General features: G+C 43.6%; 21 protein-coding genes and 1 pseudogene. 2 read left to right on the forward strand and 20 right to left on the reverse strand.

What is annotated here, in order from left to right:
- Positions 1–9: 9 nt before the first annotated feature.
- The 13 genes and pseudogenes from SM121_RS07945 to truB all read right to left on the reverse strand — a co-directional run bounded on the left by SM121_RS07945 (position 10) and on the right by truB (position 12,480).
- Positions 10–2,553 (reverse strand): M1 family metallopeptidase, encoded by a 2,544-nt coding sequence (locus SM121_RS07945; RefSeq protein ID WP_320910805.1) that lies wholly within the window; start codon positions 2,551–2,553, stop codon positions 10–12.
- Between the two features lie 130 nt (positions 2,554–2,683).
- Entirely contained in the window at positions 2,684–3,337 is a 654-nt protein-coding gene (gene phoU, locus SM121_RS07950) for a phosphate signaling complex protein PhoU (RefSeq protein ID WP_003006603.1), read from the reverse strand.
- Between the two features lie 12 nt (positions 3,338–3,349).
- A pseudogene (pstB, locus tag SM121_RS07955) lies at positions 3,350–4,108 on the reverse strand (phosphate ABC transporter ATP-binding protein PstB).
- Between the two features lie 29 nt (positions 4,109–4,137).
- Positions 4,138–4,941, reverse strand: a complete 804-nt coding sequence (gene pstB / locus SM121_RS07960; protein WP_003006600.1) for a phosphate ABC transporter ATP-binding protein PstB — start codon at positions 4,939–4,941, stop codon at positions 4,138–4,140.
- A gap of 10 nt (positions 4,942–4,951) precedes the next feature.
- The gene (gene pstA / locus SM121_RS07965; protein WP_049472016.1) at positions 4,952–5,836 is read right to left on the reverse strand and encodes a phosphate ABC transporter permease PstA; all 885 of its coding nucleotides are present in this window, start codon (positions 5,834–5,836) and stop codon (positions 4,952–4,954) included.
- The gene (gene pstC / locus SM121_RS07970) at positions 5,826–6,737 is read right to left on the reverse strand and encodes a phosphate ABC transporter permease subunit PstC (RefSeq protein ID WP_003003307.1); all 912 of its coding nucleotides are present in this window, start codon (positions 6,735–6,737) and stop codon (positions 5,826–5,828) included. The genes pstA and pstC overlap by 11 nt, the downstream gene beginning before the upstream one ends.
- Before the next feature lie 16 nt (positions 6,738–6,753).
- Positions 6,754–7,620 (reverse strand): phosphate ABC transporter substrate-binding protein PstS family protein, encoded by an 867-nt coding sequence (locus SM121_RS07975; RefSeq protein WP_320910806.1) that lies wholly within the window; start codon positions 7,618–7,620, stop codon positions 6,754–6,756.
- Positions 7,621–7,727: 107 nt separating this feature from the next.
- Positions 7,728–9,032, reverse strand: a complete 1,305-nt coding sequence (locus tag SM121_RS07980) for an RsmF rRNA methyltransferase first C-terminal domain-containing protein (protein ID WP_320910807.1) — start codon at positions 9,030–9,032, stop codon at positions 7,728–7,730.
- A complete protein-coding gene (locus SM121_RS07985) occupies positions 9,033–9,803 on the reverse strand; it encodes an inositol monophosphatase family protein (RefSeq protein WP_320910808.1) in 771 nt (256 codons plus the stop codon). It lies immediately after the preceding gene.
- Positions 9,793–10,071, reverse strand: a complete 279-nt coding sequence (locus SM121_RS07990; protein WP_009732659.1) for a UPF0223 family protein — start codon at positions 10,069–10,071, stop codon at positions 9,793–9,795. The genes SM121_RS07985 and SM121_RS07990 overlap by 11 nt, the downstream gene beginning before the upstream one ends.
- A 12-nt stretch (positions 10,072–10,083) precedes the next feature.
- Positions 10,084–10,485, reverse strand: coding sequence for a Spx/MgsR family RNA polymerase-binding regulatory protein (locus SM121_RS07995; RefSeq protein ID WP_009732658.1), 402 nt, complete (start codon positions 10,483–10,485; stop codon positions 10,084–10,086).
- Positions 10,486–10,658: 173 nt separating this feature from the next.
- Entirely contained in the window at positions 10,659–11,579 is a 921-nt protein-coding gene (locus tag SM121_RS08000) for a bifunctional riboflavin kinase/FAD synthetase (protein WP_320910809.1), read from the reverse strand.
- 4 nt (positions 11,580–11,583) lie between these two features.
- Positions 11,584–12,480 (reverse strand): tRNA pseudouridine(55) synthase TruB, encoded by an 897-nt coding sequence (gene truB / locus SM121_RS08005; protein WP_320910810.1) that lies wholly within the window; start codon positions 12,478–12,480, stop codon positions 11,584–11,586.
- 180 nt (positions 12,481–12,660) lie between these two features.
- On the opposite strand from truB, the gene SM121_RS08010 reads away from it, so the two are divergent.
- Complete coding sequence (locus SM121_RS08010; protein ID WP_155198999.1) at positions 12,661–13,977, forward strand: FAD-containing oxidoreductase; 1,317 nt, start codon at positions 12,661–12,663, stop codon at positions 13,975–13,977.
- 33 nt (positions 13,978–14,010) lie between these two features.
- Here SM121_RS08010 and SM121_RS08015 read toward each other — a convergent pair whose 3' ends face one another.
- The 3 genes from SM121_RS08015 to pcrA form a co-directional block, all read right to left on the reverse strand.
- On the reverse strand, positions 14,011–14,811 hold the full coding sequence (locus tag SM121_RS08015) for an alpha/beta fold hydrolase (protein ID WP_155198998.1): 801 nt from the start codon (positions 14,809–14,811) through the stop codon (positions 14,011–14,013).
- A gap of 3 nt (positions 14,812–14,814) precedes the next feature.
- Positions 14,815–16,089 (reverse strand): DUF2130 domain-containing protein, encoded by a 1,275-nt coding sequence (locus tag SM121_RS08020; protein WP_320910811.1) that lies wholly within the window; start codon positions 16,087–16,089, stop codon positions 14,815–14,817.
- Between the two features lie 484 nt (positions 16,090–16,573).
- Positions 16,574–18,859, reverse strand: a complete 2,286-nt coding sequence (pcrA, locus tag SM121_RS08025) for a DNA helicase PcrA (protein ID WP_320910812.1) — start codon at positions 18,857–18,859, stop codon at positions 16,574–16,576.
- 185 nt (positions 18,860–19,044) lie between these two features.
- On the opposite strand from pcrA, the gene SM121_RS08030 reads away from it, so the two are divergent.
- Positions 19,045–20,238: a cation diffusion facilitator family transporter gene (locus tag SM121_RS08030; protein WP_320910813.1), complete on the forward strand. Its 1,194-nt coding sequence runs from the start codon at positions 19,045–19,047 to the stop codon at positions 20,236–20,238.
- An 86-nt stretch (positions 20,239–20,324) separates the two neighbouring features.
- Here SM121_RS08030 and lepB read toward each other — a convergent pair whose 3' ends face one another.
- From lepB to SM121_RS08050, 4 genes are all read right to left on the reverse strand, one after another.
- On the reverse strand, positions 20,325–20,885 hold the full coding sequence (lepB, locus tag SM121_RS08035; protein ID WP_003006560.1) for a signal peptidase I: 561 nt from the start codon (positions 20,883–20,885) through the stop codon (positions 20,325–20,327).
- 165 nt (positions 20,886–21,050) lie between these two features.
- A complete protein-coding gene (pyk, locus tag SM121_RS08040; protein ID WP_003003616.1) occupies positions 21,051–22,556 on the reverse strand; it encodes a pyruvate kinase in 1,506 nt (501 codons plus the stop codon).
- A gap of 69 nt (positions 22,557–22,625) precedes the next feature.
- Positions 22,626–23,639, reverse strand: a complete 1,014-nt coding sequence (gene pfkA, locus SM121_RS08045) for a 6-phosphofructokinase (protein WP_003003668.1) — start codon at positions 23,637–23,639, stop codon at positions 22,626–22,628.
- Positions 23,640–23,722: 83 nt separating this feature from the next.
- A complete protein-coding gene (locus SM121_RS08050) occupies positions 23,723–26,824 on the reverse strand; it encodes a DNA polymerase III subunit alpha (protein WP_320910814.1) in 3,102 nt (1,033 codons plus the stop codon).
- Positions 26,825–26,874 lie beyond the last annotated feature (50 nt).

The following is a 26,874-nucleotide window of genomic DNA, read 5'->3' on the forward strand; positions in this document are numbered from 1 at the left end:
TTTTTAAATCTATTTTGTCGCAAGGATAGCGGCTTCTACTGCTACTTTTTCCCGTTGGATTAAATCCACACGCGCCGCGATTTCCTTGATTCCCATGCTGATGTTTCGGCTGATAGCCATATCAGACAATTGTGGTTCAAAGAAGGCTTTAAATTCTGCTAAGCGCTCTGCTGTTTTGAAGGTATTGGCTGGGTAGATGACAAACTTGTCAAAGCTCATGTCTCCGCCAAGGGCTGCTTTGACCCATTCCCAATTTTCACGCGCCCAAGTCCAGGCAGATTCTTGAGTGAACTCATGGTGTAAGAAGGTGAAATACCAACTCATTGCTAAGTCTTGTGGTTTCACAACATCCTTGTTCTTCCACTCTGTCAAAATCTTTTCAACTGTGTCTGCATCGGTTGTATAAGCCAAAGCTGTAGACAATTGACGCTTGAAGTTGCCATCTTTCGCTTGAGCATAAGTGTTCAAGTACAAATCAGTCAATTCTTTGCTTTCATGGTGTTTGATTTGGTTAATCAAGATTTGCAAACGAATAGCGGCTGGAAGCTTGCTGATATCATCAGCATGGGCTGCATAGATTTCACTTGCTTTGGCGCTTGCTTTGGCATCGTCTCCCTTGATCATATTTGAAATAACCAATTGACGAACCATTTCATCTTCATCCGCTTCTCCGGCTTTTGGTTCAAAACAAAGGCGTTCAAAGTTGAATTGGTTGAAGGTCACGAGCAACTTCTTATAAGCTGCTTCTACTTCAGTTCCTTCATCCACAAAGAGGCTGAGACCTTGAAGGATTGATGAAACTGCTGATACAACCAAATAAGATCTTTCTTGGGTCAATTTCTCGATGACTGGCAAGAGACTTGCATAAGAGATGACACCACTTTCTGCCAAGAGACGGCGTTCTTGAAGGATTTGTTGCTTGCTCAAGTTATCCAAGGAAGCCATATTGTCTACAATCGCATCCAAGAGCTCTCCTTGGTAATCGGTAATGTAGTGGGCTGTATTTTCCGTATTGAAACGAAGCGGTTCACTATTTTCAGCAGCAAGGGCAGCATAACCTGGGATTTCAAGCGTTTCTGTTTCAAGTGTATCTGGAATACCAGACCAGTTGCTGTTCAATGGCACAACCCATTGACGGCCTTGGTCTTCATGTTCTCCGATGAAGAATTGTTTTTGGCTGATCTTCAAGGTATCATTTTCTACCACTGCTGTAAGGACTGGATAACCAGGTTGTTCCAACCAAGAATCCATGAAGGCTGCTACATCACGACCAGAAGCATCACCTAGGGCATTCCAAAGGTCACGACCGATGGTATTGCCATATTGGTGTTTTTCAAAGTAAGCTTTGAGTCCTTTACGGAAAGCATCATCCCCTAACCAGCGGCGAAGCATATGCATGAGACGGCTTCCCTTCGCATAGACGATGGCTGGGTCAAAAAGAGTATTGATTTCATCAGGGTGTTTGACTTCTACATGGACAGATTGAACCCCATCGGTTGCATCGCGTTTCAAAGCCAATGGAACACCTGTTGTTTGGAAGTCTTCAAAGATATTCCAGCTTGGTTCGATGGCATTGACAGATACATATTCCATCATGTTGGCAAAACTTTCGTTCAACCAGAGGTCATCCCACCACTTCATGGTTACCAGGTTACCAAACCATTGGTGAGCCAATTCGTGAGCGACTACAAGAGCAACTTGTTGACGGCTAACTGCAGTTGAGTTTTCATCTACAAGGAGATAGACTTCACGATAAGTCACCAAGCCCCAGTTTTCCATCGCTCCAGCTGAGAAGTCAGGAAGCGCTACATGGAGGGATTGAGGAATTGGATACTTCACGCCATAATAGTCTTCATAAAATTCGATGACACGTACCGCTACATCAAGAGAAAATTCTAAGTTTTTCAAGGGATGGGCCTTGGTTGAATAGATACCTACGAGAGTGCCATTTTTTGTTTTGGCCGTGATCCCTTGAAGATCTCCGGCAGCAAAGGCAAGGAGGTAAGAAGACATCCGTGGAGTCGTAGCAAATTTCCAAATTCCTGTTTCTTTGCGGTTTTCCACATCGATTTCAGGCATATTTGAAAGGGCAATTTCACCTTCTTCTTGGTCAAATTTCAAAGAAAGATCGAACGTTGCTTTAGCTTCAGGCTCGTCCACACTTGGAAAGGCTTCACGCGCAAAATGGCTCTCAAACTGAGTAGAAAGAACTTCCTTCTTCACGCCATCAATACTGTAGTAAGATGGGTAAATCCCAGTCATATTGTCTGTGATCTTACCAGAATAGGTCAGAGTAACTGTCACTTGACCTGTTCCTTCCAATTCAACATAAACTGCTTCATTGGCATCATCAACCGTAAATGGACGGGCTTGACCGGCTACTTCTACTGTTTCAATGGTCAAATCCTTTTGGTGAAGCGAGATCTTGTCCGCCTTGGCTTGACCCGTGATCACCACACGACCGCTAAAGGTCTTGGTTTTACGACTTAAATCCAAAAACACTTCATAATGTTCTGGAACGAATGTTTCTACAAAATGTGCAACTGCTTGCATAATTTCCTCCTTTAAATGTTTCACGCTTTTCCAATCAAAAGCCCTAATAAAACTATTTTATCACAAAGTTGGGATAAAAGAAAAGACAAGCATGACAATGCCTGTCTGAGATCGAAAAGACTCCATGATCTTACATTTCGATAATTTTACCTGTTTCAAAGTAAACTACCCATTCACAGATATTTTTTGCATAATCTCCGATGCGTTCCAAGAAGTTGATCACTTGGAAATAATCACGACCAGTCACGATGGACTCTGGATTTTTCCGAATTTCTTCTGTTGCTAATTCTTGGATGCTATCGAAGTAATGGTTGATGACTTCATCTCGTGAAGCAACTTCATAGGCCAAATCCACATCGCCTTTGAGGTAAACATCTAGTGTCGCTTCGACAAAATCTTTGACTTCACGGCCCATCTTGCTGATTTCTTCCTCAACAGATTGGATACGGACTTCCCCTTTCATGCGAATCGTTGCCTTGGCAATCGATACTGCGTGGTCCCCCATCCGCTCCAAGTCAGAGACTGCTTTTAAGACGGTCATCACGACGCGAAGGTCTTGTGAAACCGGCTGTTGAAGCGCGATAATCTCAAAAGACTTGCGCTCAAGCTTCACTTCGTATTCGTTGATCTCCGCATCATCTTCGATGACCTGACGGGCCAATTCACGGTCATGGGTCACGAAAGCACGAACCGTACGGTTGATCTGACTCAACACTTCATTTCCCATTGCATAAAACTGGTTATGCAACTTCTCTAAATCTTCTTCAAATTGAACTCGTAACATTTTATTTTCTTCCTATCCAAATTTACCAGAGACATAGTCTTCTGTTTCTTTCTTAGCTGGGTTCAAGAACATTTCATTGGTATCATTGTACTCGATCAAATCCCCATCCAAGAAAAAGGCTGTTTTATCGGAAATCCGACTTGCTTGTTGCATGGAGCGTGTCACCAAGAGCATGGTGTAACGGTCTTTTAGTCCATACAAGGTTTCTTCAATCTTCCCAGCTGAAATCGGGTCTAGCGCAGAAGTTGGCTCATCCAAAAGAATAATCTTTGGACTGGTCGCAAGAACCCGCGCCACTCAGACCCGCTGCTGCTGACCACCGGAAAGTCCGATCGCTGAATCATGCAGGCGATCCTTGACTTCATCCCAGATGGAAGCGCGTTTCAAAGAGGTTTCAACTGCTTCATCCAAGACAGACTTGTCCTTGACACCATTAATCATCAATCCATAGGTCACATTATCATAAATGGACATTGGGAATGGATTGGGCTGTTGGAAGACCATTCCGATTTCCTTACGCAATTCGACCGTATCGGTCCGTGGTCCGTAGATATTATGTCCATTGTAGAGGATGGTTCCTGTGGTGGTGACCTCATGGTTGAGGTCGCCCATGCGGTTAATGGCTTTTAAAAGGGTAGATTTCCCTGATCCTGAAGGACCAATCAAGGCTGTAATTTCCTTTGGAGCAAAGTCCAAGGAGACGCTATTTAGAGCCTTCTTTTTATTGTAATAAACCGACAAGTCCTTGACTTGCAAAATTGGTTCTGTCATTCTATTTTCCTTTTTGTTGTCATTTTACTTTATCCAAAGTGACCCGATACATAATCGTTGGTCGATTGCAATTTCGCATTTTGGAAAATATTCGAAGTCTTATCGTACTCGATGAGGTTTCCAAGATAGAAGAAACCAGTATAATCACTAGCACGGGCTGCTTGCTGCATGCTGTGGGTCACGATGACAATGGTATAATCCTTCTTCAACTCAAGCATAGTTTCTTCTAGTTGCGCTGTCGCGATCGGATCAAGCGCTGATGCTGGCTCATCCATAAGTAAGATATCTGGCTTCACAGAGATGGCCCGTGCGATACAAAGTCGTTGCTGTTGGCCACCTGAAAGTGTCAGGGCTGATTTATGAAGGTCATCCTTGACCTGATCCCACAGAGCTGCCTGTTTCAAAGAAGTTTCGACCAATTCGTCCAAGATCTTCTTGTCTTTCACCCCAGCACGTTCATGCGGGAAGGTGATGTTTTTATAAATCGATTTGGCAAAAGGATTGGGCCGTTGGAAAACCATCCCGATGTGCTTGCGCATTTCATAAACATTGATATCTGGACGATTGACATCGATTCCTTCATACCAAATTTCACCCGTTACACGCGCAATATCGATGGTATCATTCATTCGGTTCAAACTACGGAGGTAGGTTGATTTCCCTGATCCTGAAGGACCGATCAAGGCTGTAATCTTATTCTTTTCAAACTGCATGTCGACGCCTTTAATGGACTCGTTCGTTCCATAATAGACATGCAAATCTTTGGTCGATAGGACCACCTTTTCTTCAGGAAAAGTAATAATGTGTCTCTCATCCCAATTGTATTTTGACATTTCTTCTCCTTTAAGCAGATGTTAGTTTTTTATGGAGGTAACTTCCGAGTTTGCGCGCTCCAAAGTTAAAGATCAAGATAAAGATTAAAAGAACGGCGGCAGAACCGGCTGAGACTTCGATCGAGTCTGGAATAGTTCCTTCACTGTTGACCTTCCAGATATGGACGGCCAAGGTTTCAGCCTGACGGAAGATCGAAATTGGACTGGTCACACTAAAGATATTCCAGTTTGACCAATCAAGGGCTGGAGCCGACTGACCTGCTGTATAGATCAAGGCTGCAGCTTCCCCAAAGATCCGTCCAGAGGCTAAGACAACCCCAGTGATAATACTTGGAAGAGCTTCTGGAACCACGACATGGATCACAGTTTCCCAGCGAGACAAGCCCAGTGCTAGACCTGCTTCGCGCTGTGTATGGTGAACGTGCTGCAAGCTATCTTCGATATTGCGGGTCATCTGTGGCAGGTTAAAGACGGTCAAGGCCAAGGCCCCTGAAATGATCGAAAATCCATATTTGAACTGGACAACGAAGACCAGGTAACCAAAGAGACCTACAACGACAGATGGCAAAGAAGACAAGATCTCAATACAGGTACGAACCAAATTGGTCAAACGACCTTTTTTAGCGTACTCAGAGAGGTAAATCCCAGCCCCAAGAGAAAGTGGGAAGGAAATCACCAAGGTAATGACCAAGAGGAAGAAGGAATTATACAATTGAATTCCGATCCCTCCTCCTGCTTGGTAAGAAGAAGATTTCCCAGTCAAGAAGTGCCAAGATACATGGGGCAAGCCACGGACCAAGATATAAAGGATCAATGAGGCAAGAATCGCAACGATGACCCCTGAAATAGCATACAGCACTCCTGTTGCAATTTTATCCATTCGTTTAGCGTGCATAGTTCTTCTTACCTCTTTCTTTCGTAATCAGTTTAATCACACTGTTAAAGGCAAGACTCATGAGGAGCAATACCAAGGCGAGTGACCAAAGAACATTGTTATTGACCGTACCCATAACGGTATTTCCGATTCCCATGGTCAAAATAGAGGTGAGGGTGGAAGCTGGTGTAGTGAGTGAGGTTGGCACCACTGCCGAGTTTCCGACCACCATCTGGATAGCCAAGGCTTCCCCGAAGGCACGCGCCATACCAAAGACAACCGCTGTAAAGATTCCAGAGCGGGCTGCCTTGAGCGTGACATGCCAAATGGTTTGCCAGCGTGTCGCACCCATAGCCATACTAGCCTCCCGGTAATGACGGGGCACAGCTCGGAGGCTATCGGTCGTCATAAAGGTGACAGTTGGTAAGATCATAACAAAGAGGACAAAGACCCCTGAGAGAATCCCAAAACCAGTCCCACCAAAGAGACTACGCGTAAATGGTACGACCACTTGAAGGCCAATAAATCCGTAAACAACTGAAGGAATCCCCACTAAGAGCTCAATGGCTGGTTGCAAGAAACGAGCTCCTTTAGGAGAGACTTCTGTCATGAAAACTGCTGCACCAATGGCAAACGGCGTTGCCAAGAGGGCAGAAAGCAAGGTTACAATAAAGGAACCTAGAATCATTGGTAGGGCTCCGAATTCCTTTGCAGCAGGATTCCAAGTACTCCCAAATAGAAAACTAAAGATATTGACTTTATTGACAAAGAAAGTCGATAAACCTTTTTGGGCCACGAAAATCAAAATCATGGCAACGACGACAACAATCAAACTCATACATAAAAAAGTAATGGTTTTCCCAAATTTTTCTAGGCGGGAGTTTTTTGATTTCGTCAGCATTTTTTTTGCTACTTCGTTCATTTTTTACCTAATTCTTTTATTTTTTTGACACATTCCCTTTTAAATCACGGGTTACTTTCATGTCATTGATCGGGATATAACCCATCTTGCCAACAACTTTTTGCTGAATCTCATCGGTCATCATGTAGTCAATGAATTTTTTAGACAACTCATTGGGTTTTCCTTTGGTATACATGTGTTCGTAGGACCAGATTGGCCAGTTATTGTTGACGACATTGGCTTTGGTTGGTTGATAACCATTGAGCTTCATGGTTTTGACACTGCTATCCAAGTAGGTAAAGGCTAGATAAGAGATGGCTCCTGGAGTTTGAGAAACGATATTTTTCACCATTCCATTAGAGTCTTGCTCTTGGGCCTGCTTGGGTTGTTTGCTATCCATGATAATGGCATCAAAGACAGCACGGCTACCAGAACCTACGGCACGGTTCACAATGGTGATCTCAAGATCTGGACCTCCCAACTGCTTCCAGTTGGTATATTCACCAGTAAAGATCTTTCGCAATTGCTCCGTTGTCAGATTGTCGATCGAGATATTTTTATTGGCAATGATGGCTGTCCCTGCTACGGCTACCTGATGGTCGACCAGACTAGAGGCATCAATTCCAGATTTTTCCTCTGCAAAAAGGTCACTATTCCCTATATCCACAGCGCCTGATTGAACTTGTGAAAGTCCTGTACCAGAACCTCCTCCTTGTACATTCACAATCTTACCAGGATGTTCTTCAATGTAGCGATCTACTACTCCTTCAACCAAGGGTTGTAAGGCAGTCGATCCGACAGCAGTGATGGATTCTCCGCGATCGATCCAAGAAGCACAAGCAGATAAACTTCCTGCTAATGCGATCGTCGCTAGTCCTAGGATCAGCTTTTTAGACTTTTTCAAATCATGTCTCCTTGATATTTCACTATTTCACTTATGATTTTGACAAGTTTTTTTCAAAAAAACCTGTACTTCCACTATATCATAGAACGGGTTCTTTGCCCAGCATTTTACCTAAAACGAAGCCCCTTTGGATAGAAATTTTTCAGGGTCTGTCCGGTCACTTTGGCAAAGCCCAAACCATTGCCTTCAACCAGGACCTGGTACCATCCATTTGGATGCGTTTCCTTTAATTGAACCGTCTCTCCCGCCACATAATGAACAAAGTCTTCAGGCGTGATCGAAACGGTCTCTTTGACCTCACTCGGTTTTAGAGCAAGGCCAAGGGCAAAACTAGGTTCAAATCGATTTTTCTTGAAGGTGCCTAGATGCAAGCCATTTCGGGCGATTTTTACTTTTCGCAAATCTGGTAAACCAAGTGGAACCAAGTAGAGTTCGTCCCCAAAGGTTTCGAGGACACCTTCTAGAGTGATCTTCAAGTGTTTCTTAGCAAACTCCTGCCACCATTTCTTTTGTTCTGCAGATAATTGGTCCTTTTTGGAAGGGATTTTGGCAGGTCGATTCTCTCCTAGATAACGGAACTTAGCAACAAATTGTCCCTCCCCTTTAAAGAGATGAGGATACATGCGTGCCGTTTCTGGATAGTCAATGCCTTCTGCCATACCATTGATCTTCTCGATCGTTTCCAGCTCCAGATTATAGTTTTCCACAAGCCAGGATACGATCTCTTCATTTTCCTCAGGAGCCCAGGTACAGGTTGAATACACCAAGGAACCACCTGGAAGCAACATCTTGAGAGCATCCTCTAGAATCTCTCTTTGAAGGAGACTACACTCTCGAGGATAATCGACAGACCAATAGTCCATGGCATCTGGTTGCTTACGGAACATCCCCTCACCTGAACACGGGGCGTCTAGTACAATCAGATCAAAAAAGCCTGAGAAAACTTTAGCCAGACGATCGGCAGACTCATTGGTTACCAACACATTTCGCGCACCAAAGCGTTCGATATTCTCTACAAGAATTTTCGAGCGGCCCTTGTGGATCTCATTGGAGACCAAGAGTCCCTGATTGTCCAAATAAGACAAGAGTTGGGTGGTCTTTCCGCCAGGAGCTGCCGCCAAGTCTAAGACCTTCATCCCTGGCTTCGGCTGAGCGACTTGGGCCACTATCTGGGCTGCTGGCTCTTGCGAATAGACCAAACCCGTTGCATGCTCGATGGATTTTCCTGAAACCTTTCCATAATGTCCCCAAGGGGTATTGGGAATCGGATCATCAAATGCTTTTTGAGCTTCTTTCAAGGGATTAGTGCGAAAGGCCGATACTGCTTCTTGTTCAAAAGTCGCAAAAAAAGCAGCAGCATCCTCACCTAGAAGATGCTGGTATTTTTCTTTAAAACCATTGGGAAAATTCATTTAACTTCTCCCTTTCTTAAGATAGGTTTGAATTTCTGTTAACTTCACTTTTGGAACCATCATAATGGGTTCCACTGACTGGTAATTAGGTTTATCTCCATTTAGATTTAAAACGGTATAGCCCAACTGTTCCCCCATGATCGCTGCGGCTGCATAGTCCCATGGCCAGATATAGCTAAAATAAGCTAGAATCCCACCTGAGAGAATTTTTGAAAAACTAATACCGGCACTTCCGTAAACCCGAATGCCAAGAGAATCCATACCAAGATCGGCCATGCCCCAGTCATTTTTCTTAAGCATGCCGACATTTGAAGCAATCAAAAAGTTTTCCAGAGGTTGGTCCACAAAGGGTGTTAGTTCAATCTCATTTCGATAAACTGGGAATTCTCCACCCCCGTAAAAAAGGTGATCTCGCATCACATCGTAGATCAGGCCAAACTGACCAATTCCGTCTTCAAAATAGGCCACCATCACCGCAAAATCTTCCTTTTGGGTCACAAAATTATTGGTCCCATCAATAGGATCAATCACCCAAACGGATCCTTCTGAAATCGGTGAGCGAAGGCCATCTTCCTCCGCAAAAATCCGATCTTCTGGGTAGCGATGTGTGATTTTTTCAACCAAATCCTTTTGAACCTGTTGGTCCATCTGGGTTACTAAATCTGTCGGCCCTGTCTTCTTTGAGATCATCAAGTCATCATGGAGATGAAGACGCAAGTAGTCTCCAGCCTCTAAAACGATTTGTTTGGCAAACTCTAATTTATTCTTCAAGAGAAAACCATCCTTCCTCTTTTTGCTTTGCAGCCTGGGTCGCACGATAGAGAGAATAACCGCTCACTTCTTCGAACTCCCGTCCGAGACGTTTTTCTTCTCCGATACTAGGCACGACCTTCTTAAAAGCGCGGTAGGCTTCCATGTATTCTTTGGCCTCTACCTTACTTTCATAGGCTTCTTCAACTTTATTGTAAAAAGAAAGCACTGAAGCAAGCTCTTCAGTGCTCCACGATAAGTCCAGTGGGTAACTATAATTTTTTTGCATTCGACATACTTCTTAGTTTATTTCTGCTCTTAGAGTGGCAGAGCGTAACTCTTGTTTACGATAACTCCGCGGCAAGAAGGCCCGAATTTCGTCTTCGTTAAAGCCGATCTGCATGCGTTTGTTATCTAAAATAATCGGTCTCCTCAAGAGACTTGGATTTTCCTCAATCAGATGAATCAAGGCTGAGATCGATAAATCTTCAACATCAACATCCAATTTTTGAAAAATTTTTGAACGAGTTGAAATAATGTCGTCTGTTCCGTTTTCGGTCAAGGCCAATATACTTGTCAACTCCTGTTTGCTCAAAGGACTTGTCATTATATTGTGTTCTTTAAATGGAACATCGTGCTTTTTTAACCAAGCCCGAGCTTTTCGACATGATGTACAACTCGGTGATAAAAATAATGTAATCATGTGGTTCACTTCTTTTTTTATATATAACTATCTAACTCTATTATACAAAAAAAATTAGGTGCTTGAAAAGCGCTTTTTTGATTTCTAGTCGATTTTTCTGAATTTCAGTAGAAAAAAAGAAACCACTTTCATTATCCCCCAAAAGACAGCAGAAAAAAGGACTAGGTAGCTTCCTAATCCTCGGTCCAGTTTCGTGAAACTGCTTCATCTTCTTCTAGTTGAGCCACTAGTTGATCGATCCCATCAAATTTGACCATTTCTCGAATCTTATCTAACCAGTGAATGGTCAGGGTATGACCGTAGATGTCTCCTGAAAAGTCAAAAAGATTGACTTCAAACCGAAGCTCCTTCCCATCAAAGGTAATATTCTTCCCGACAGAAGCCATGCCCCGATAGGTATGCCCTTTAAAATCGACATCAACTACATAGACTCCATCTGATGGTAGATAGGTCCGATCGATTGGCGCTAGATTGGCTGTAGGGTAACCAATAGTCCGACCACGCGCATCTCCATGGACAACAATTCCCCGACTGGACAAGGGATGACCAAGCAACCGTGCAGCTTCTTTGACCCGTCCTTCTATGACAGCTTGACGGATGCGGGTCGAACTGATCTTTTCCCCCTGATCCAATACAGGAGAAATGACTTCCACCTGACCATCAAAATAAGCAGCTAAGTCAGAGGCAGTTTTCTTATCAGAGCCAAAACTATAATCAAATCCAGCAATTAAAACTCGGGCTCTCAAGGCTTTTACGAATTGATCAACAAATTCTTTCGCTGTTTTAGAAGCAAAATCAGTCGTAAAATCAATGAGAAAGAGCTCATCCACTCCTAGTTCGTTTAATTTTTGGAACCGATCCTCAGGACTTTGCAAATGGAGCAACAATTCTGGTTGGTAGCGAACAAAGGCCAACTTAGGAGATTCAGGGAAGGTTAACAAAGCAACCTTCAAGCCTTTTTCATCCGCGATCTGACGCGCCTTTTTAAAGAGTTCTTGATGCCCCAGATGCAGGCCATCAAAGTAGCCCAGAACCAAAACTGTCTCATTCTCCAAGTGGATCTGGTTAGCAGTAGTTATCGTACGAATATTCATGAATTTATTGTAACACACTTTCTGTCAGAAAAACCTTGCGAGGTTTGTAAAGTTCTTCCCTTTTTTCTAAAATGGCTACCAATTTCCCTTGGTAAAAAGCAGCTAACTCTCTGGCTTCGCTCTCAACTGAAATAAAGCGTCCTACTTGGACTTCGCCAACCTCTTCAACTGTCAGCTCTACTTTTTCAAGATCCCCGGTTCCAATCTCAAGTGGATGAAGGAAGCTCAAATCTCCTTGGGCTACTTTTTCAGCCACTTCTTCCAAGGTCAGGGCATCATCCAGTGACAAACCGGCAGCACTGGTCCGTGTCAGATAGGACATGTGGGCGGCGTAACCCAACTTTTGACCCAAATCCACCGACAAGGTCCGGATATAGGTGCCCTTGCTACATTTAACCCGGAAGCGAAAACGGGCTAGTCCTGTCTCATAGCCGATCTCACTGGTACGCGTGAATTCATAAATGGTCACCTGCCGCACAGGCCGTTCCACTTCTTCACCCGCACGCGCATATTCATAGAGCTTACGCCCATTGACCTTGACCGCTGAATACATGGGCGGTACCTGCTCTATTTCACCCACCATTTGGGCAATCATGCGATCGACCTCCTCTGCATCTAAAGGGGCTTCCACTGGCGTCCGCTCGACGACTTCCCCATTGGCATCTTCCGTCGTGGTAGAAAATCCCAAAGTGATTTCTCCCTCGTAAATTTTCCCCTCATCCTGCATAAATTCAACCATCCGGGTCGCTTTTCCTACGGCAATCGGAAGCACCCCCACCACATCCGGGTCCAGAGTTCCTCCATGACCAATCTTCTTGGTTCCTAAGATTTTCCGCAGTTTAAAGACCACATCATGTGAGGTCATGCCTGCTTCTTTTTTTACATTGATAATTCCGTCCATTTGAATTGCTCTTTCTAACTCATGTGTGACCATGACGGTCACCGACCTCTTATTATACCACGAAACGAGACTTCTTGTCCCTCTTTCCCCCTTCCCAATAGCTCCTAAAAAATCCCGTAGCAGATTTCAGACTTTTTAATATGGGTTTGATACAATAGAAACCGAAAGAAGGTGTAACATATGTTAATGTATGATGTTATTGTTATTGGATTTGGTAAAGCTGGTAAAACACTTGCAGCGAAATTATCAAGCCAAGGGAAAAAAGTCGCTCTGATTGAAAAGAGCAAGTCTATGTATGGTGGTACTTGTATCAATATTGCTTGTATTCCCACTAAGACCTTGATTGTTGCCGCAGAAAAAGGCTTGGATTTTGAACAAGCCATGAGCGAAAAAAATGCGGTCACCACTCGTCTCAATGGCAAGAACTACGCAACCATTGCTGGAACGGGTGTAGACATTATCGACGCGACAGCTCGATTCGTTTCCAACAAAGTCATTGAAATTCAAGCCGGAGATGAAAAGGAAGAATTGACTGCTGAAACCATTATTATTAATACTGGTGCAGTGCCAACTATCCTTCCAATCCCTGGACTGGCTGAAAGCAAATTTGCTGTAGATTCAACCGGTATTCAACGTTTGGAAAACCTACCTAAACGCCTGGGTGTTCTTGGTGGTGGACCAATCGGATTGGAATTTGCCCACCTCTACAATACCTTGGGTAGCCAAGTAACAGTACTGGATGCTTCTGAAGCATTCTTGCCACGGATTGAGCCAAGCATCGCAGCTCTTGCAAAAGGCTACCTTGAAGAAGATGGCATTCAATTCTTGCAAGGCGTTCATACCCAAGAAATCAAAGATGGTGAAGCCAGCTTAACCCTTGTAACCGATAAAGGAGACTTCGAGTTCGATATCCTCCTCTACGCAACGGGACGTAAGCCAAACACAGCTGGACTTGGTCTTGAAAATACAGATATTCAAGTCACTGATCGTGGAGCGATTCAAGTCAACCGTCATTTGGAAACCAGCGTCCCTGGTGTCTTTGCAGTTGGGGATGTCAATGGTGGGCCTCAGTTCACCTATATGTCCCTCGATGACTTCCGCATCGTCTTCAACTACCTCACAGGGGATGGTAGCTACAATCTCGAAACACGCGGAAACTATGCGACAACACTCTTCATTGCTCCTCCATTGGCCCAAGTCGGCTTGACTGAGCAAGAAGCACGCGACAAAGGACTTCCAGTGGCTGTCAAAGAATTACCAGTTGCTGCCATGCCACGTGGCCATGTCAATGCAGACCTTCGAGGTGCTTTCAAAGCCGTGGTCAACCCAGAAACCAAAGAAATCCTTGGAGCAACTCTCTTTGGAGAAGCCGCAGGTGAACTCATTAACCTGATCACCATGGCTATGGACAACAAGATTCCTTATACTTACATTGCAAAACAAATCTTTACCCACCCAACCATGGCAGAAAACCTAAACGATCTCTTTGCGATTTAACTAACATAAAAAAGCTGGAAAATTCCAGCTTTTTTAGTTTAAGAATTCACAGACAGCCTCTTGAAATGCTTTATTTTCTTCATACAGAGCATGACCTGAATGCTTAAGAATAAGGAGCTGACAACCCGAAATCGCTTTTGCCAATTCCTTGGATCCCTTCACACCAATCACATCATCTTCGAGGGCACCAAGAACCAAGGTCGGACAATGAATTTCTTTTAAGACCTCAAGGCTATTATGTTCCAGGCAAGACTGAGACTGAATGACAATTCGTTTTTCATCTTTAATTCGACCCAGGCGACCCATAATATTATAAAGGAACCGCCACTTTTGATAGCTCTTTTGCGTGTAGGAGTGCTGTGCAATATCCAACATGAGATGCTTAAAATTTCCAGATTGACTGAGTTTTTGCCAATGCTCAATTCGTTCTCTAGCAAGTTGACTAGGCTCCGCTGTTGTCACAGCTAGGATGAGCCTTTGAACCCTTCCTGGAAAATCTACAGCTAACCATTGAGCAATCATTCCACCTTGTGAAATCCCCATAACATAAGCGGTATCGAGGTTTAGTGTCTCCATTGCTTCTGCTAGATCTGCTGCCATATCCCGTGTCGTATAACCCTGCCTCAACTCATTAATTCGAGAAAAAACATAGATTTTATAGCGCTTAGCAAGTAGACGATAAGAGAGGGAAAAGAGCTGGGCCTTTCCTTTAACCGTCTGCACCCCATCCCCCAAGCCTGGTATGATAACGAGAGGCTTCTTTCCTTTTCCAAATGTCACATAGTCCATGGTTTTCCCATTCATGGACAAGGTAGCGTTCTTAGCTGAATACAAAGGTTATTCCCCCTTCAAGGCATCAAACTTAGCCTTCATGGTCGGATTCTTCCGAGTCAATTTTTTAACAGAAACATCATCCAGCTTGTTATTGGCAAGTCGGAGTTGATTTTCTGATGTGGTCAAGAATTTCTTGACCTCTTCCATGCGTTTGATGGCTTTGTCGATTTCATCGATGGCCTTGCCAAAGTTGACTGAGGCTGAATTGTAGTTCTTAGCAAAGGCAACCTTGAAGGCGTCTAGGTCTTCTTCAAAGTGGGTAATATCAATATTTTGTTCACGGACAAGCGCCAATTCCTGCTTGTATTTAAGGGAATTAAGGGCCGCATTGCGCAAGAGACCAATCAATTGGATAAAGAATTGAGGACGCACAACATACATCTTCTCATACTCGTGGCTAACATCGACAATCCCTGTATTGAAGTAGTCGTTATCTGCCTCAAGCATGGTCACTAAAACCGCATATTCACAGTTCTTTTCTCGACGATCCTTGTCCAATTCCTTGTAGAAATCCGCATTCTTATGCTTCTTCTCTGTCCCGTCAGCTTCATTCTTCATCTCGAACATAATGGAGATAATCTCCACCCCATTTTCATCGCACTCGCGGAAAATAAAGTCGCCTTTAGACCCACGCGCAGAGACCTTGTTGTCCTTTTCAAAATAGGCATTTGGAAAGGCAAAACTGCGAACCTTGTTGAATTCACTTTCCGCATACTGTTCCAGACTTTCTCCGATGGCCTTAGTCGACTGCTGGGCCTTGAAGTTCTTATAAAACTCAACTTGCTCATTTGCTGCCTTAAGTTGGGCTTCATAGTTTTGCTTAACAGAAGTCAGAGAAAGCTCGTTTTCTTTTTCTTGTAGAAGGAGCTGATTTTTGACCTGATCTCTTTCTTTCTCTAAATCAGACAGTGTTTTTTGTAGCTGATTTTCATGCTCCAAGCGCAAGGTGGCCAACTGATTCTCCAGTGCTTGCACTTCTTTTTCTTTCTCTAGTAGGCTTTGGCTAGCGGTTTGCTCCACCTCTTTTTTGACCAATTCTTTTTCGGTATCAAACTGTTGAATCTGGTTTTGTAATTGGGCAATTTCTTGGTCCTTCTTTGCTAACTTCTCTTGCTGTTCATTAAGGGCCTTTTGCTCAGCCAAAGCCAACTCTTGGCGAATTCGCTCATGAATTTCCTTGTCAAACTCCGCTGTCCGTACCTGTGACAAGAGTTCGCTGTATTGACTTTCATTGACTGTAAAAACTTCCCCACAGTTGGGGCACTTGATTTCGTTCATAGCATGCCTCTTTCTCTATTCTTAGTATATTATATCATGCCACCAGTAAAATCAAAACCAGCAAACGAAGCTTGCTCCTAATATTTCCCTCCACAATCAAGTTTATGGCAATGAATAGAGTAAATGAGAGCATTTGAGAAAGCAGAACGATGACCATTGAAACTTCCCGCCGTGAGAAAAGAGGCTGGGACAAAAGTCCTAGCCTCTAAATTGTCTTTGGATTATCGAGCAAGACGCAGTGGTTAAGTGGGCTCTACTACGCTGATTTTATCAGCTTTTACAACCCTACTCAACTGTGCGGAGGTGGGACGACGAAATCGAATTCTAACGAATTACCGATTTCTGTCCCACTCTCTCGGTAGATTTGAGACGTTAGGCTCAAATCTAAGGTATGGAATCCCAAAGGGAGTCGCTACCGTCCGCCCTCACCTAAGGGAAGTTGATAAAAGGACAAAACCAGCAAGCTAGGCTTACTGGCTTTAGTTTATTTCTTCTCAATCGGAGCGACACTGGCCAAGAGTTTTTTGAGACCCACTTCTGGGAAGTTGATCTTGAGCTCTTGGGTATTGCCACTACCAGATACTTCAAGCACAGTTCCTTCTCCCCACTTCTTGTGAAGGGCAATATCACCAATGGACCAAGCGACGCTTTCTTTAGTAGCAGCTCGGTTACTTTTACCAAAAGGTAGACTTGATGACGTGAGGGCACTTGGTGCTGCTTGTCTCTTGCGCTCTTGAAGGGCTTGTGACAGGCTCATTCCTTTTCCAAAGGTCGTTCCGCCTCCATTGCTATAAGAAGCCTTAAAGCTAGTGTTGACTGGACGGGCTAATCCTTGGTAGGTCAATATATCCGAGCTAATTTCATTGATGAAACGCGTCGGGCGGTTGTAGCTGGTCCGTCCAAAGAGCAAACGAGAGTTGGCATTGGTCAAGAAGAGAACCTTCTCTGCCCGCGTGATCCCCACATATGCTAGGCGACGCTCTTCTTCCAACTCGTCTGGATCCTCTGCCGCACGACTAAGAGGAAAGACATTTTCTTCCATTCCAATCAAGAAGACGACTGGAAACTCCAATCCTTTAGCCGCGTGAAGGGTCATCAAGGTGACTTCTGAAGTTTCTTGCGCCCCATCATCTGTATCTGCAATCAAGGCCAAATCATTCAAGAAACGACTCAAGGTCTCCACACCTGTTTCGTCTTCGAGGGTTTCCCCGTTTTCATAAAAATTCTTAGTAACAGACAGGAACTCTTGGATATTCTCGATGCGAGCCTGACTTTCCAAATTTCCTTGATTGGTTAGGGCCGTCATGTAGCCTGTCTTGTCAAGGACTTCTTCGACCAACTCTGTAATGGTCAGCTGGTCCAATCTTTCTCTCAAATCAAGAATGAGATTGGCAAAGTCCCAGATGGCTTGGGCAGCCCTTCCTTTGATGCCTGAGAGCATGATATTGGCTGAAGCATCTAGAAGTGAAGACTCTTGCATTTGAGCAAACTCACGAATCTTATCCACTGTACCTGGCCCGATTCCCCGCTTGGGTTCATTGATAATGCGCTCAAAACTGATATTGTCACTGAGGTTGGCAATCAAGTTCAGATAAGCAATGACATCTCGAATTTCCTTCCGGCTGTAGAACTTGGTACCCCCCACCATGGTGTAGGGAATGTTGGACTTGAGCAAGGCTTCTTCAATAGTCCGTGACTGGGCATTGGTTCGGTAGAGAACGGCAAAATCACGGTGCTTGTAGCCCGCTTCGCGACTGAGCTCTTCAATGGTTTTGGCAACAAAGACCGCTTCATCCTGCTCGTCATTGGCCCGGTAATAGACAATCTCTTCCCCGTCAGCATTTTGGGTCCAAAGATTCTTAGGACGACGATTTTTATTGTTTTTAATGACATCATTGGCTGCTTGTAGGATGGTTTTAGTGGAACGATAATTTTCCTCTAACAAAACGACCTTGGCATCAGGATAATCCTTCTCAAAGTCCAGGATATTCTGCATATCCGCTCCCCGCCAGCCATAAATAGACTGATCCGCATCCCCAACGACACAGATATTTTTAAAACGTGAAGCCAAGAGTTTGACCAATTGGTATTGGGCATGGTTGGTATCTTGATACTCATCCACATGGATGTATTGGAACTTCTGCTGGTAGTAGGTCAAAACATCAGGATTTTGATCAAAAAGACGCAAGGTCAGCATGATCAAGTCATCAAAGTCCACTGCTTCTGACTGACGGAGTTCCTTTTGGTAAGCCTCATAGCACTTAGCGACGATCTGGGTATACATATCCCCCGCTTGGGCGGCATAAGCCACTTCATCGATCAAGTCATTTTTAGCATTGGAAATAGTTCCCAAAATAGTCCGTTCATTCCATTTCTTAGGATCTAAATTCAAGGACTTTAAGATCCGCTTCATCAAGGTCCGTTGCTCACCTGGATCGACAATAGTGAAGTTACGATTGTAGCCAATGTGATCCGCATCTCGGCGAAGGATGCGCACACACATAGAGTGGAAGGTGGCAATCAAGCAATCTTGGGTGGCTGGATTTAGCTGATAAGCCCTCTCCTTCATCTCCCGAGCGGCTTTATTGGTAAAGGTAATGGCCAAAATATTCCAAGGATTAACCATTTTTTCATCGATCAAGTAAGCAATCCGATGGGTCAAGACACGTGTCTTACCAGAACCAGCCCCCGCCATGATCAAGAGGGGGCCTTCTGTCGTTTGGACCGCCTCTGCCTGGCGATCATTCATACCTTTCAATAAAGGATTCATCTCATTCTCCTCATTCTTTCAATCGTTCTATTATACCACAATTTCGCCCTTGCACCTTTGGAAAATGGTCGGCTTCATTTGAATTTTGCCCTCAAAAAGGCTATAATAAAGCCTTAAGAAGAACGAATTTTCCCTCTTCAACAACCGCTTATGAGGAAATCTACAGAAGTCTGGAGGAGTTATCAGTGAATCAATCACAAAGTAATTTAAAACTTGCCGAACGTGGAGCCCTGATCAGTATTGTAGCCTACCTGATCCTTTCCGCTGCCAAATTAGCAACAGGCCACCTCCTTCACTCCTCTAGTTTGGTTGCTGATGGTTTTAATAACTTATCAGATATAATCAGCAATGTCGCCCTTCTCATTGGCATTCGCATGGCCCGCCAGCCAGCTGACCGCGACCACCGATTCGGTCATTGGAAGATTGAAGATCTAGCTAGTCTGGTGACGTCCATCATCATGTTTTATGTGGGCTTTGATGTCTTACGTGATACGGTTCAAAAAATCCTCAGCAGGGAAACATCGGTCATTGATCCTTTAGGGGCCATTGTCGGAGTTGGGTCAGCCCTAGTCATGTTTGCAGTCTATCTATATAACCGCACTTTAGCTAAGAAAGCCCAATCCAAGGCCCTCAAGGCAGCTGCTAAAGATAACCTCTCTGACGTAGTCACTTCTTTAGGAACCTCTGTTGCGATTGGAGCTAGTGCTCTTAACTATCCGATTGTGGACCAATTAGTGGCCATCGTTATTACCTTCTTTATCCTAAAAACAGCCTACGATATTTTCATTGAATCCTCCTTCAGCCTCTCTGATGGTTTTGATGAAAGTCTATTGGATAAATATAAGGCTGCCATTCTGGAATTGCCAAAGGTTAGCCGGGTCAAATCCCAACGGGGACGGACCTACGGAAGCAATATCTACCTGGATGTCGTCATCGAAATGAATCCAGACCTCTCTGTTTATGAGAGCCATGCGATTACCGAAGAGGTCGAGCGCCTTCTCAAGGAACAGTTTGGCGTCTTTGATATCGATGTCCATGTGGAGCCAAGTTCTATCCCAGAAGATGAAATTTTGGATAATGTCCTTCTCAAATTAAAGACCTATGAAGAACGCTTGCAGGCTCAGCAGGAATACCAAACCCTCCTAGCAGACAACTTCACCCTCATCAATGAGTATGGTCAAGAAAGCCACAAAGAGGACCTGGTCCGTTTGCAGGAAGAACATCAGATTCCTTTTAAGAATTTCGAGATCGAATCCATTAGTCAAAAGACTAAGTTGATTCGCTATGAGTTAAATAACCAGATCCATACCAGTCTCTGGCGGCGTCATGAACACTGGCAAAAGGTCTTTCACCAAATTACCAGTAAACAAGAAAAATAGAACTCTTTACCTCAATCCAACCAGAATAAAAGCTACTGCAATTCCTTTCTGCAGTAGTTTTTTTGTAAGAAAAAATAGCCTTTCGGCTATTCTTCTACTTTTATAAATCCAAATTTATTGAGAGGATAGAGACGCAGATTCACGACTCCTTCGATCTGATTTTTATGGATATAACCAAACTCACGGCTATCTTCTGTATCTCCACGGTTATCATTTAAGACTAGATAAGTATCGGATGGTACACGACCAGCCTTGGTCCCTTTTAACTCTGATAAGAAGAAATCATCCGTATAATACCCATTACTCGTAGGTGCAGCTAGATGTTTGTTCAGCATTTTATTCAGGTAAGGTTCTGGTGTTGCCTGTCCATTCAAATAGAGGACGTCATCTACGTAGCTGACTTCATCGTTTTCTTTAGCAATGACACGTCCAAGGTATTCTTTTCCACCGACCTTGTATAAGACCAAGTCACTGCGATCTACCTGAGCATTTCTAGTCGCTACCACAAGATCTCCAGTTTTCACAGAAGCATTGGCCATTTTATCATTGATACTAAATGGATGAAATACAAAAATTCGAAGCAAAATCAGTGCCAAAACCAGTACACCGACAATGATGACATTTCTAATTAAATCTCTCCTTGGCATGTATGTCTCCCTTCCTTTTTATTTATTATACCATGTTTTTGATCTTTAAAAAAGAGAAAGTAAGCATTAGTGAGAATTCTTATCAACACAAACCAGAAGAAAAAGAAAAACCTCGCGGTCAATCCTTTCGGACCAACCAGCAAGGCTTTCAGATCAAATTGTCTATTAACGTACTGTACGGATACGCATTGTGTTAGTACGAACAGCTTCTCCAAGTGGCACACCTGCAACGATAACGATATCGTCACCAGATTGTACAAGACCTGCTTCAACTGCTTTACGTTCAGCAATTTCAAACATGTCATCAGTTGATGATGGAGCTTCTGTCAACATTGGGATAACACCCCAGTTCAACATCAATCCACGTTCTGTTAATTCGTCAAATGTCAATGCCAAGATATCAGCATTTGGACGGTATTTAGAAATCAAACGTGCTGTGTGACCAGTCTTAGTAAGAGTTACAACCAATTTGATGTCCATTGAGTTTGTAGCATCTTTAACTGCTGAAGCCATAACTTCTGTCTTAGAGTTACGTTCAAATGAATCTGAGTTCAAACGTCCGTATTCGTTAAGAAGAGTTTGAGCGTTCTTATCGATTGTAGCCATTGTTGTAACTGACTCAAGTGGGTATTTACCATTTGCAGACTCACCTGAAAGCATTGTAGCGTCAGTTCCGTCGATAACAGCGTTGAATACGTCTGATACTTCTGAACGAGTTGCACGTGGTTTTTCAGTCATTGTTTCAAGCATGTTTGTTGCAGTGATAACAACTTTACCAGCAGCGTTTACTTTAGTGATGATCATTTTTTGGTAAACTGGAACCATTTCAAATGGCACTTCGATACCCATGTCACCACGAGCAATCATGATACCATCAGCAGCTTCAATGATTTCGTCCAAGTTATCGATACCTTGTTGGTTTTCGATCTTCGCAAACAATTGAACGTGACCGTTACCAGTTTCTTCACAGATTGCACGAACTTCATTTACGTCTTTTGCAGTACGTACGAATGAGATCGCGATGAAGTTGATACCTTGTTCAAGACCGAAGCGGATATCAGCGTTATCACGTTCAGCAAGAGCAGGGAAAGGAATTTTAGTGTTAGGGATGTTGACACCTTTTTGTTTAGCGATGATACCATCGTTTTCAACTTCAACGACAAATTCACGTTTTGCAGCGTCTTTTTCTACAACGCGAAGACCCAATTTACCATCGTCAACCAATACTTGGTGTCCAACTTCAACGTCATCAAAGATGTCAAGTCCACCAGCAACATTCAAAGCAATCACTTCACGAGTAGATTTGATTCCTTGTTTAGTTGCAACACGGATTTTTTCACCAGTTTTGTATGAATACTCTTTAGCTTCACCTTCGAACAATTCAGTACGGATTTCTGGTCCTTTAGTATCAAGAAGGAAACCAACTTTTTTACCTGCAAGTTTTTCTGCAAGTTTAACAGTTGCCATACGTTCACCTTGTTCTTGGTGGTCACCGTGTGAGAAGTTGAAACGGAAAGTGTTAGCTCCTGCTTCAATTAATTTAGCAATGTTTTTAGCTGAAGCTTCAACGTCAAGTTTTTCACCCCAGTATCCATCTTCACCAAATTTTTTACCACCACGGATTTCTACCGCAGGACCCAAAGTTGCAACGATTTTTACACGTTTGTTCATGATATATATGACTCCTTTTTAAATATATCTGTCTTTTTAAGACAAGGTTAACGAATTTATAAAATACAATTAGATTGAAGACAAGCTACGGTTCAACTCGGCAAGACCAAGATCAGCTTTATGTGGATTGTTTACTACAATCTTACCATCTTCTGTCAAGCTAAAGAGGGCTCCTTCTTCTGCTTTACCAAGGATTGGGTTTTCAACCATTTTTTCATTACGGATACCAACGGCTACACCACCGATTCCTTGTTTCAGCAATTTAACAGCGTGTGCTCCCATACGTGAAGCAAGAACACGGTCACGCGCAGTAGGTGAACCACCACGTTGGATGTGACCAAGCTCAGTTACACGAAGGTCGCTTTCATCACCAGCCGCTTTCAAAGCTTTACCAAATTCATCTGCAGACATCACGCCTTCAGCCAAGATGATGATGTTGTGGGTACGACCTTTTGCGTAACCTTCTTTGATGCTCTCAACAACATCTTCGATCTTGAATCCTTCTTCAGGAATGATGATTTCATCTGCACCAGATGCAATCCCTGCCCAAAGAGCGATATCTCCAGCGTTACGTCCCATCACTTCGATAACGAAAGTACGGTGGTGACTAGATGAAGTATCACGGATCTTATCGATCGCATCCATTGCAGTTGTGACTGCAGTATCAAAACCAATTGTAAAGTCAGTTCCGACGATATCGTTGTCGATCGTACCAGGAAGACCAACAGCTGGGAATCCAAGCTCAGTCAAGCGCATCGCACCATGGTAAGAACCATCTCCACCAATAACGACAACACCTTCGATCCCGTGTTTCTTCAATTGCTCGATCCCTTTTAATTGACCTTCGCGTTGTGCGAATTCAGGGTAACGAGCTGAATGAAGGAAGGTACCACCACGGGAAATAATATCTCCAACAGATGAGGCGTCAAGGGGCTGAATTTTACCAGCAACCATTCCCGCATATCCATCATAGATACCGAAAACTTCCATTCCTTCTGAAATTGCTTGACGAACAACTGCACGGATGGCAGCGTTCATACCAGGGGCATCTCCACCACTAGTTAAAACAGCAATGCGTTTCATTTCGTTTTTGCTCCTTTTTTTCTTTTACATTCTAAGTAATTATAACACAAAGAAGACTAAAATTCTCGTATTTTTCGCAGTTTTTACCGATAAATCGTTTTCATAACGAGATTCTTTAGTTCATCTTCCAATTCTTTGTTTTTCTGGACTGTATAGCCCTTCAATTGAAGAGTTTTTTTCTCGTCTTCATAGCGTAATATCACAGGATATGGGCCCGGATATTTTTTCAAGATAGAAAGAATCGTTTTATCCTGACGATGATCGAGCAACTGGATCCAGAACTTTTCATTGGTTGCCAGTTGTGCCTCTGCTAGAATCATCTGCAAGCGCCCATCACGCTCTTGTATTTTCCCTGTCAAGTAATAAAAGCCACCTTCTTTTATCAAGGAGGAAAATCGATTGTAGGTTTCAGGGAAAAGGGTCACATCCAATTTTTTCTTGGTATCACTGACTTGTAAGAAAGCCATGAGATCGCCCGACTTGGTTCGAATGGTTCGAATGTTTTGTACCTCAATGAGAATGCGTGCCTGCTCTCCTTGAACTAATTGTGAAATTGGTTGGATCTCGTAGGGACTCGTTTGACCAATCGCAACCAATGGGTGAGTACTGAGCCCGATCCCAATAATGGCCTCTTCCTTCTCATATTTTTCAGCCTGGCTAAAGTCTTCCGCTTCTGTCCAGGAATAGTTAGAATCCCCAAACAAACTTCCTAGCTCATCAGCAAAGACAAACAAATTCGGTAAATTGTGAAGCACCTTGCGCCTATTTTTTTCAAAAATGTCGAATAATCCAAGCTCCACTAAAGGTGTTAACAAAGGCAATTTATGATACTGATTGGGGAGTCGTAAAATGAAATCTTCGACACTTTCAAAGGGACGATTATCAATGATCCAATACGCTAAATCTCTTGGGAGTCCCTTGATATTTTTCATTCCCCGGTAGATTTTTCGATCCTGGAACTTATCTCTGTAAGGGATGGTATTGATGGATAATGGCGCGACTTTAAAATCAAACTGGAGAGCATCTGCCAGATAATCGCTGCTCGAATAATTGAGCATGACATCAAAGAAAACATCTGGATAATGGACCTTGAAATAGGCCATCTGAAAGGCCAAGGCAGAATAGGCATAGGCATGGGAACGGTTAAACCCATAGCCTGCGAATTTTTCCATGATTGCAAAGACCTCTTTGGCTTTTTCTTCCGTATGACCAAGTTTAAGCGCACCTGCGACAAAATCGTCTTCCATCTTATGCATTTCAGCCGCATTTTTTTTGCCCATGGCCCGACGTAAAATATCGGCTTTCCCTAGACTAAAGCCTGCAAAACGCTGGGCAACCTGCATGACCTGCTCTTGGTAGAGCATGATCCCATAAGTAGGCCTTAATATTTCTTCAATAGCTGGATCCAAAATCTCAACTTTTTCCTGGCCGTGCTTTCTTTTGACAAAATTATCAATGTAATCACTAGCGCCTGGACGATTGAGAGAGGTGGTCGCTACCACTTCTTCGAAATGATTGGGTCTCACACGTCTCAAGAGGCGAATGGCTCCAGCCTGTTCGAATTGGAAAATCCCCTTGGTATCCCCAGCAGCAAACAAGGCTAAGGTTTCTGGATCTTCTAAATCAATGGCTTCAATCACGATCTCTTCTTGGTACTTTTCATAGACGGCTTCCTTCATTTTCTGAACAAAGGTTAAATTTCGCAGACCCAAAAAGTCCATCTTCAACAGACCATTAGCTTCAACCGCATGGGCATCATACTGAGTGACAAACATATCTTCACCGTACTTGAGAGGAATGTGATCCGTCAAATCCTGGTCACTCATCACAACCCCAGCCGCGTGGATAGATGTCTGTCTTGGTTGGCCTTCAATTCTTTTAGCAATTTCAAAGCCACGCTCAAATTCTGCTCGGCTATGAATCACTTGTCGAAAAGCTAGATTCTGTTCATAAGCTGTCGTCAGTGTATCCCTAAACCCAATCCGCTTGGTAATGGAGGTCAATTCGTACTCTGGTACCCCAAAACGTTTAAAGACATCTCGAATGGCTTGTTTGGCCCCAAAGGTTGAAAAGGTCACGATCTGAGCTGCATGGTAACTCCCGTAACGGTCTCGCACATAGCGGATAAATTCTGGACGATAGATATCAGGAATATCAATATCAATATCCGGCATGGTGTAGCGCTCCACATTTAAAAAGCGCTCAAAGAGGAGGTTCTTCTCCACAGGATCAATACCTGTAATTCCTAGGGCATAGGCTACCAGTGAGCCTACAGCAGACCCACGTCCCATTCCCATATAATAGCCTTGACTCCGTCCGAAACGAAGAAGGTCCCAGACAATCAAGAAATAATCATCAAAGCCCATTTGGTGAATAATGTCTAATTCATGCTCCAGACGTTCTTGATAGACCGGACTGGTCAAGTTCTTTCGAAGGAGACCCGCTTGAGCTAATTCTTTCAGTTCCTCAACAGCTGGTTTCTGGGGATTGAAGCGAGGCAATTTCAACTGGGTGTCAATATCATATTGAATCCCTTGGACAAGTTTTTCCAGATTTGTGATGGCTTGCGGAAATCGCTCTGCAAAATCATTCTTTAAATCCTGAGGAGTTTTTAGAACTGTTGTAGGATCAATTTGCCCTGTTTCTGTCAAGCTTTGATTGTCCTTGATGGCTGCCAGCATCTGCATGGCTTCCACATCCCCAGCCTCAAAAAAACGTACAGTATGAAGAGGGAGCACAGGGGGGCTAAACTCTTGGACCGGCGTATCCGCAAAAACTCCGATGAAGTAATCTAGACCAAGCGGCAAGTCTCTACTAGCAAAAGGAGCTGGGACAATAACTGCTACTCCTTCTGTTAGGTGCTTCACATCCTCCCAATTGTTTTTCCCCATCATTTTGACGGTCGACATCTTCATCAGATTCTGGTAGCCCTTCGTTGTCAAGGCCATCATCCGAAACGGAATTGTTTCATTGTCTACTTCTAGTCCAATTTCTATACCGACCAAGGGTCTGAGGTTGTGGGCCTGACAGGCTTCGATAAATTCATAGGCACCATACAAATTATCTACATCCATGATTCCCAATGCGCCATACCCCATACTTTTAGCCACTTGGACATAGTCTTTTATGGTCACAAGGCTTTCCATAAAGGTATAGACTGATTTGGTATCTAGCTGTACAATCACTTTTTTTCCTCCCTCGCTTGTCTATTTTTGGAACTCTTTTTTGTACAAAA

Origin of the sequence: Streptococcus sp. S1, assembly GCF_034137685.1 — a bacterium.
Classification (GTDB): domain Bacteria; phylum Bacillota; class Bacilli; order Lactobacillales; family Streptococcaceae; genus Streptococcus; species Streptococcus dentalis.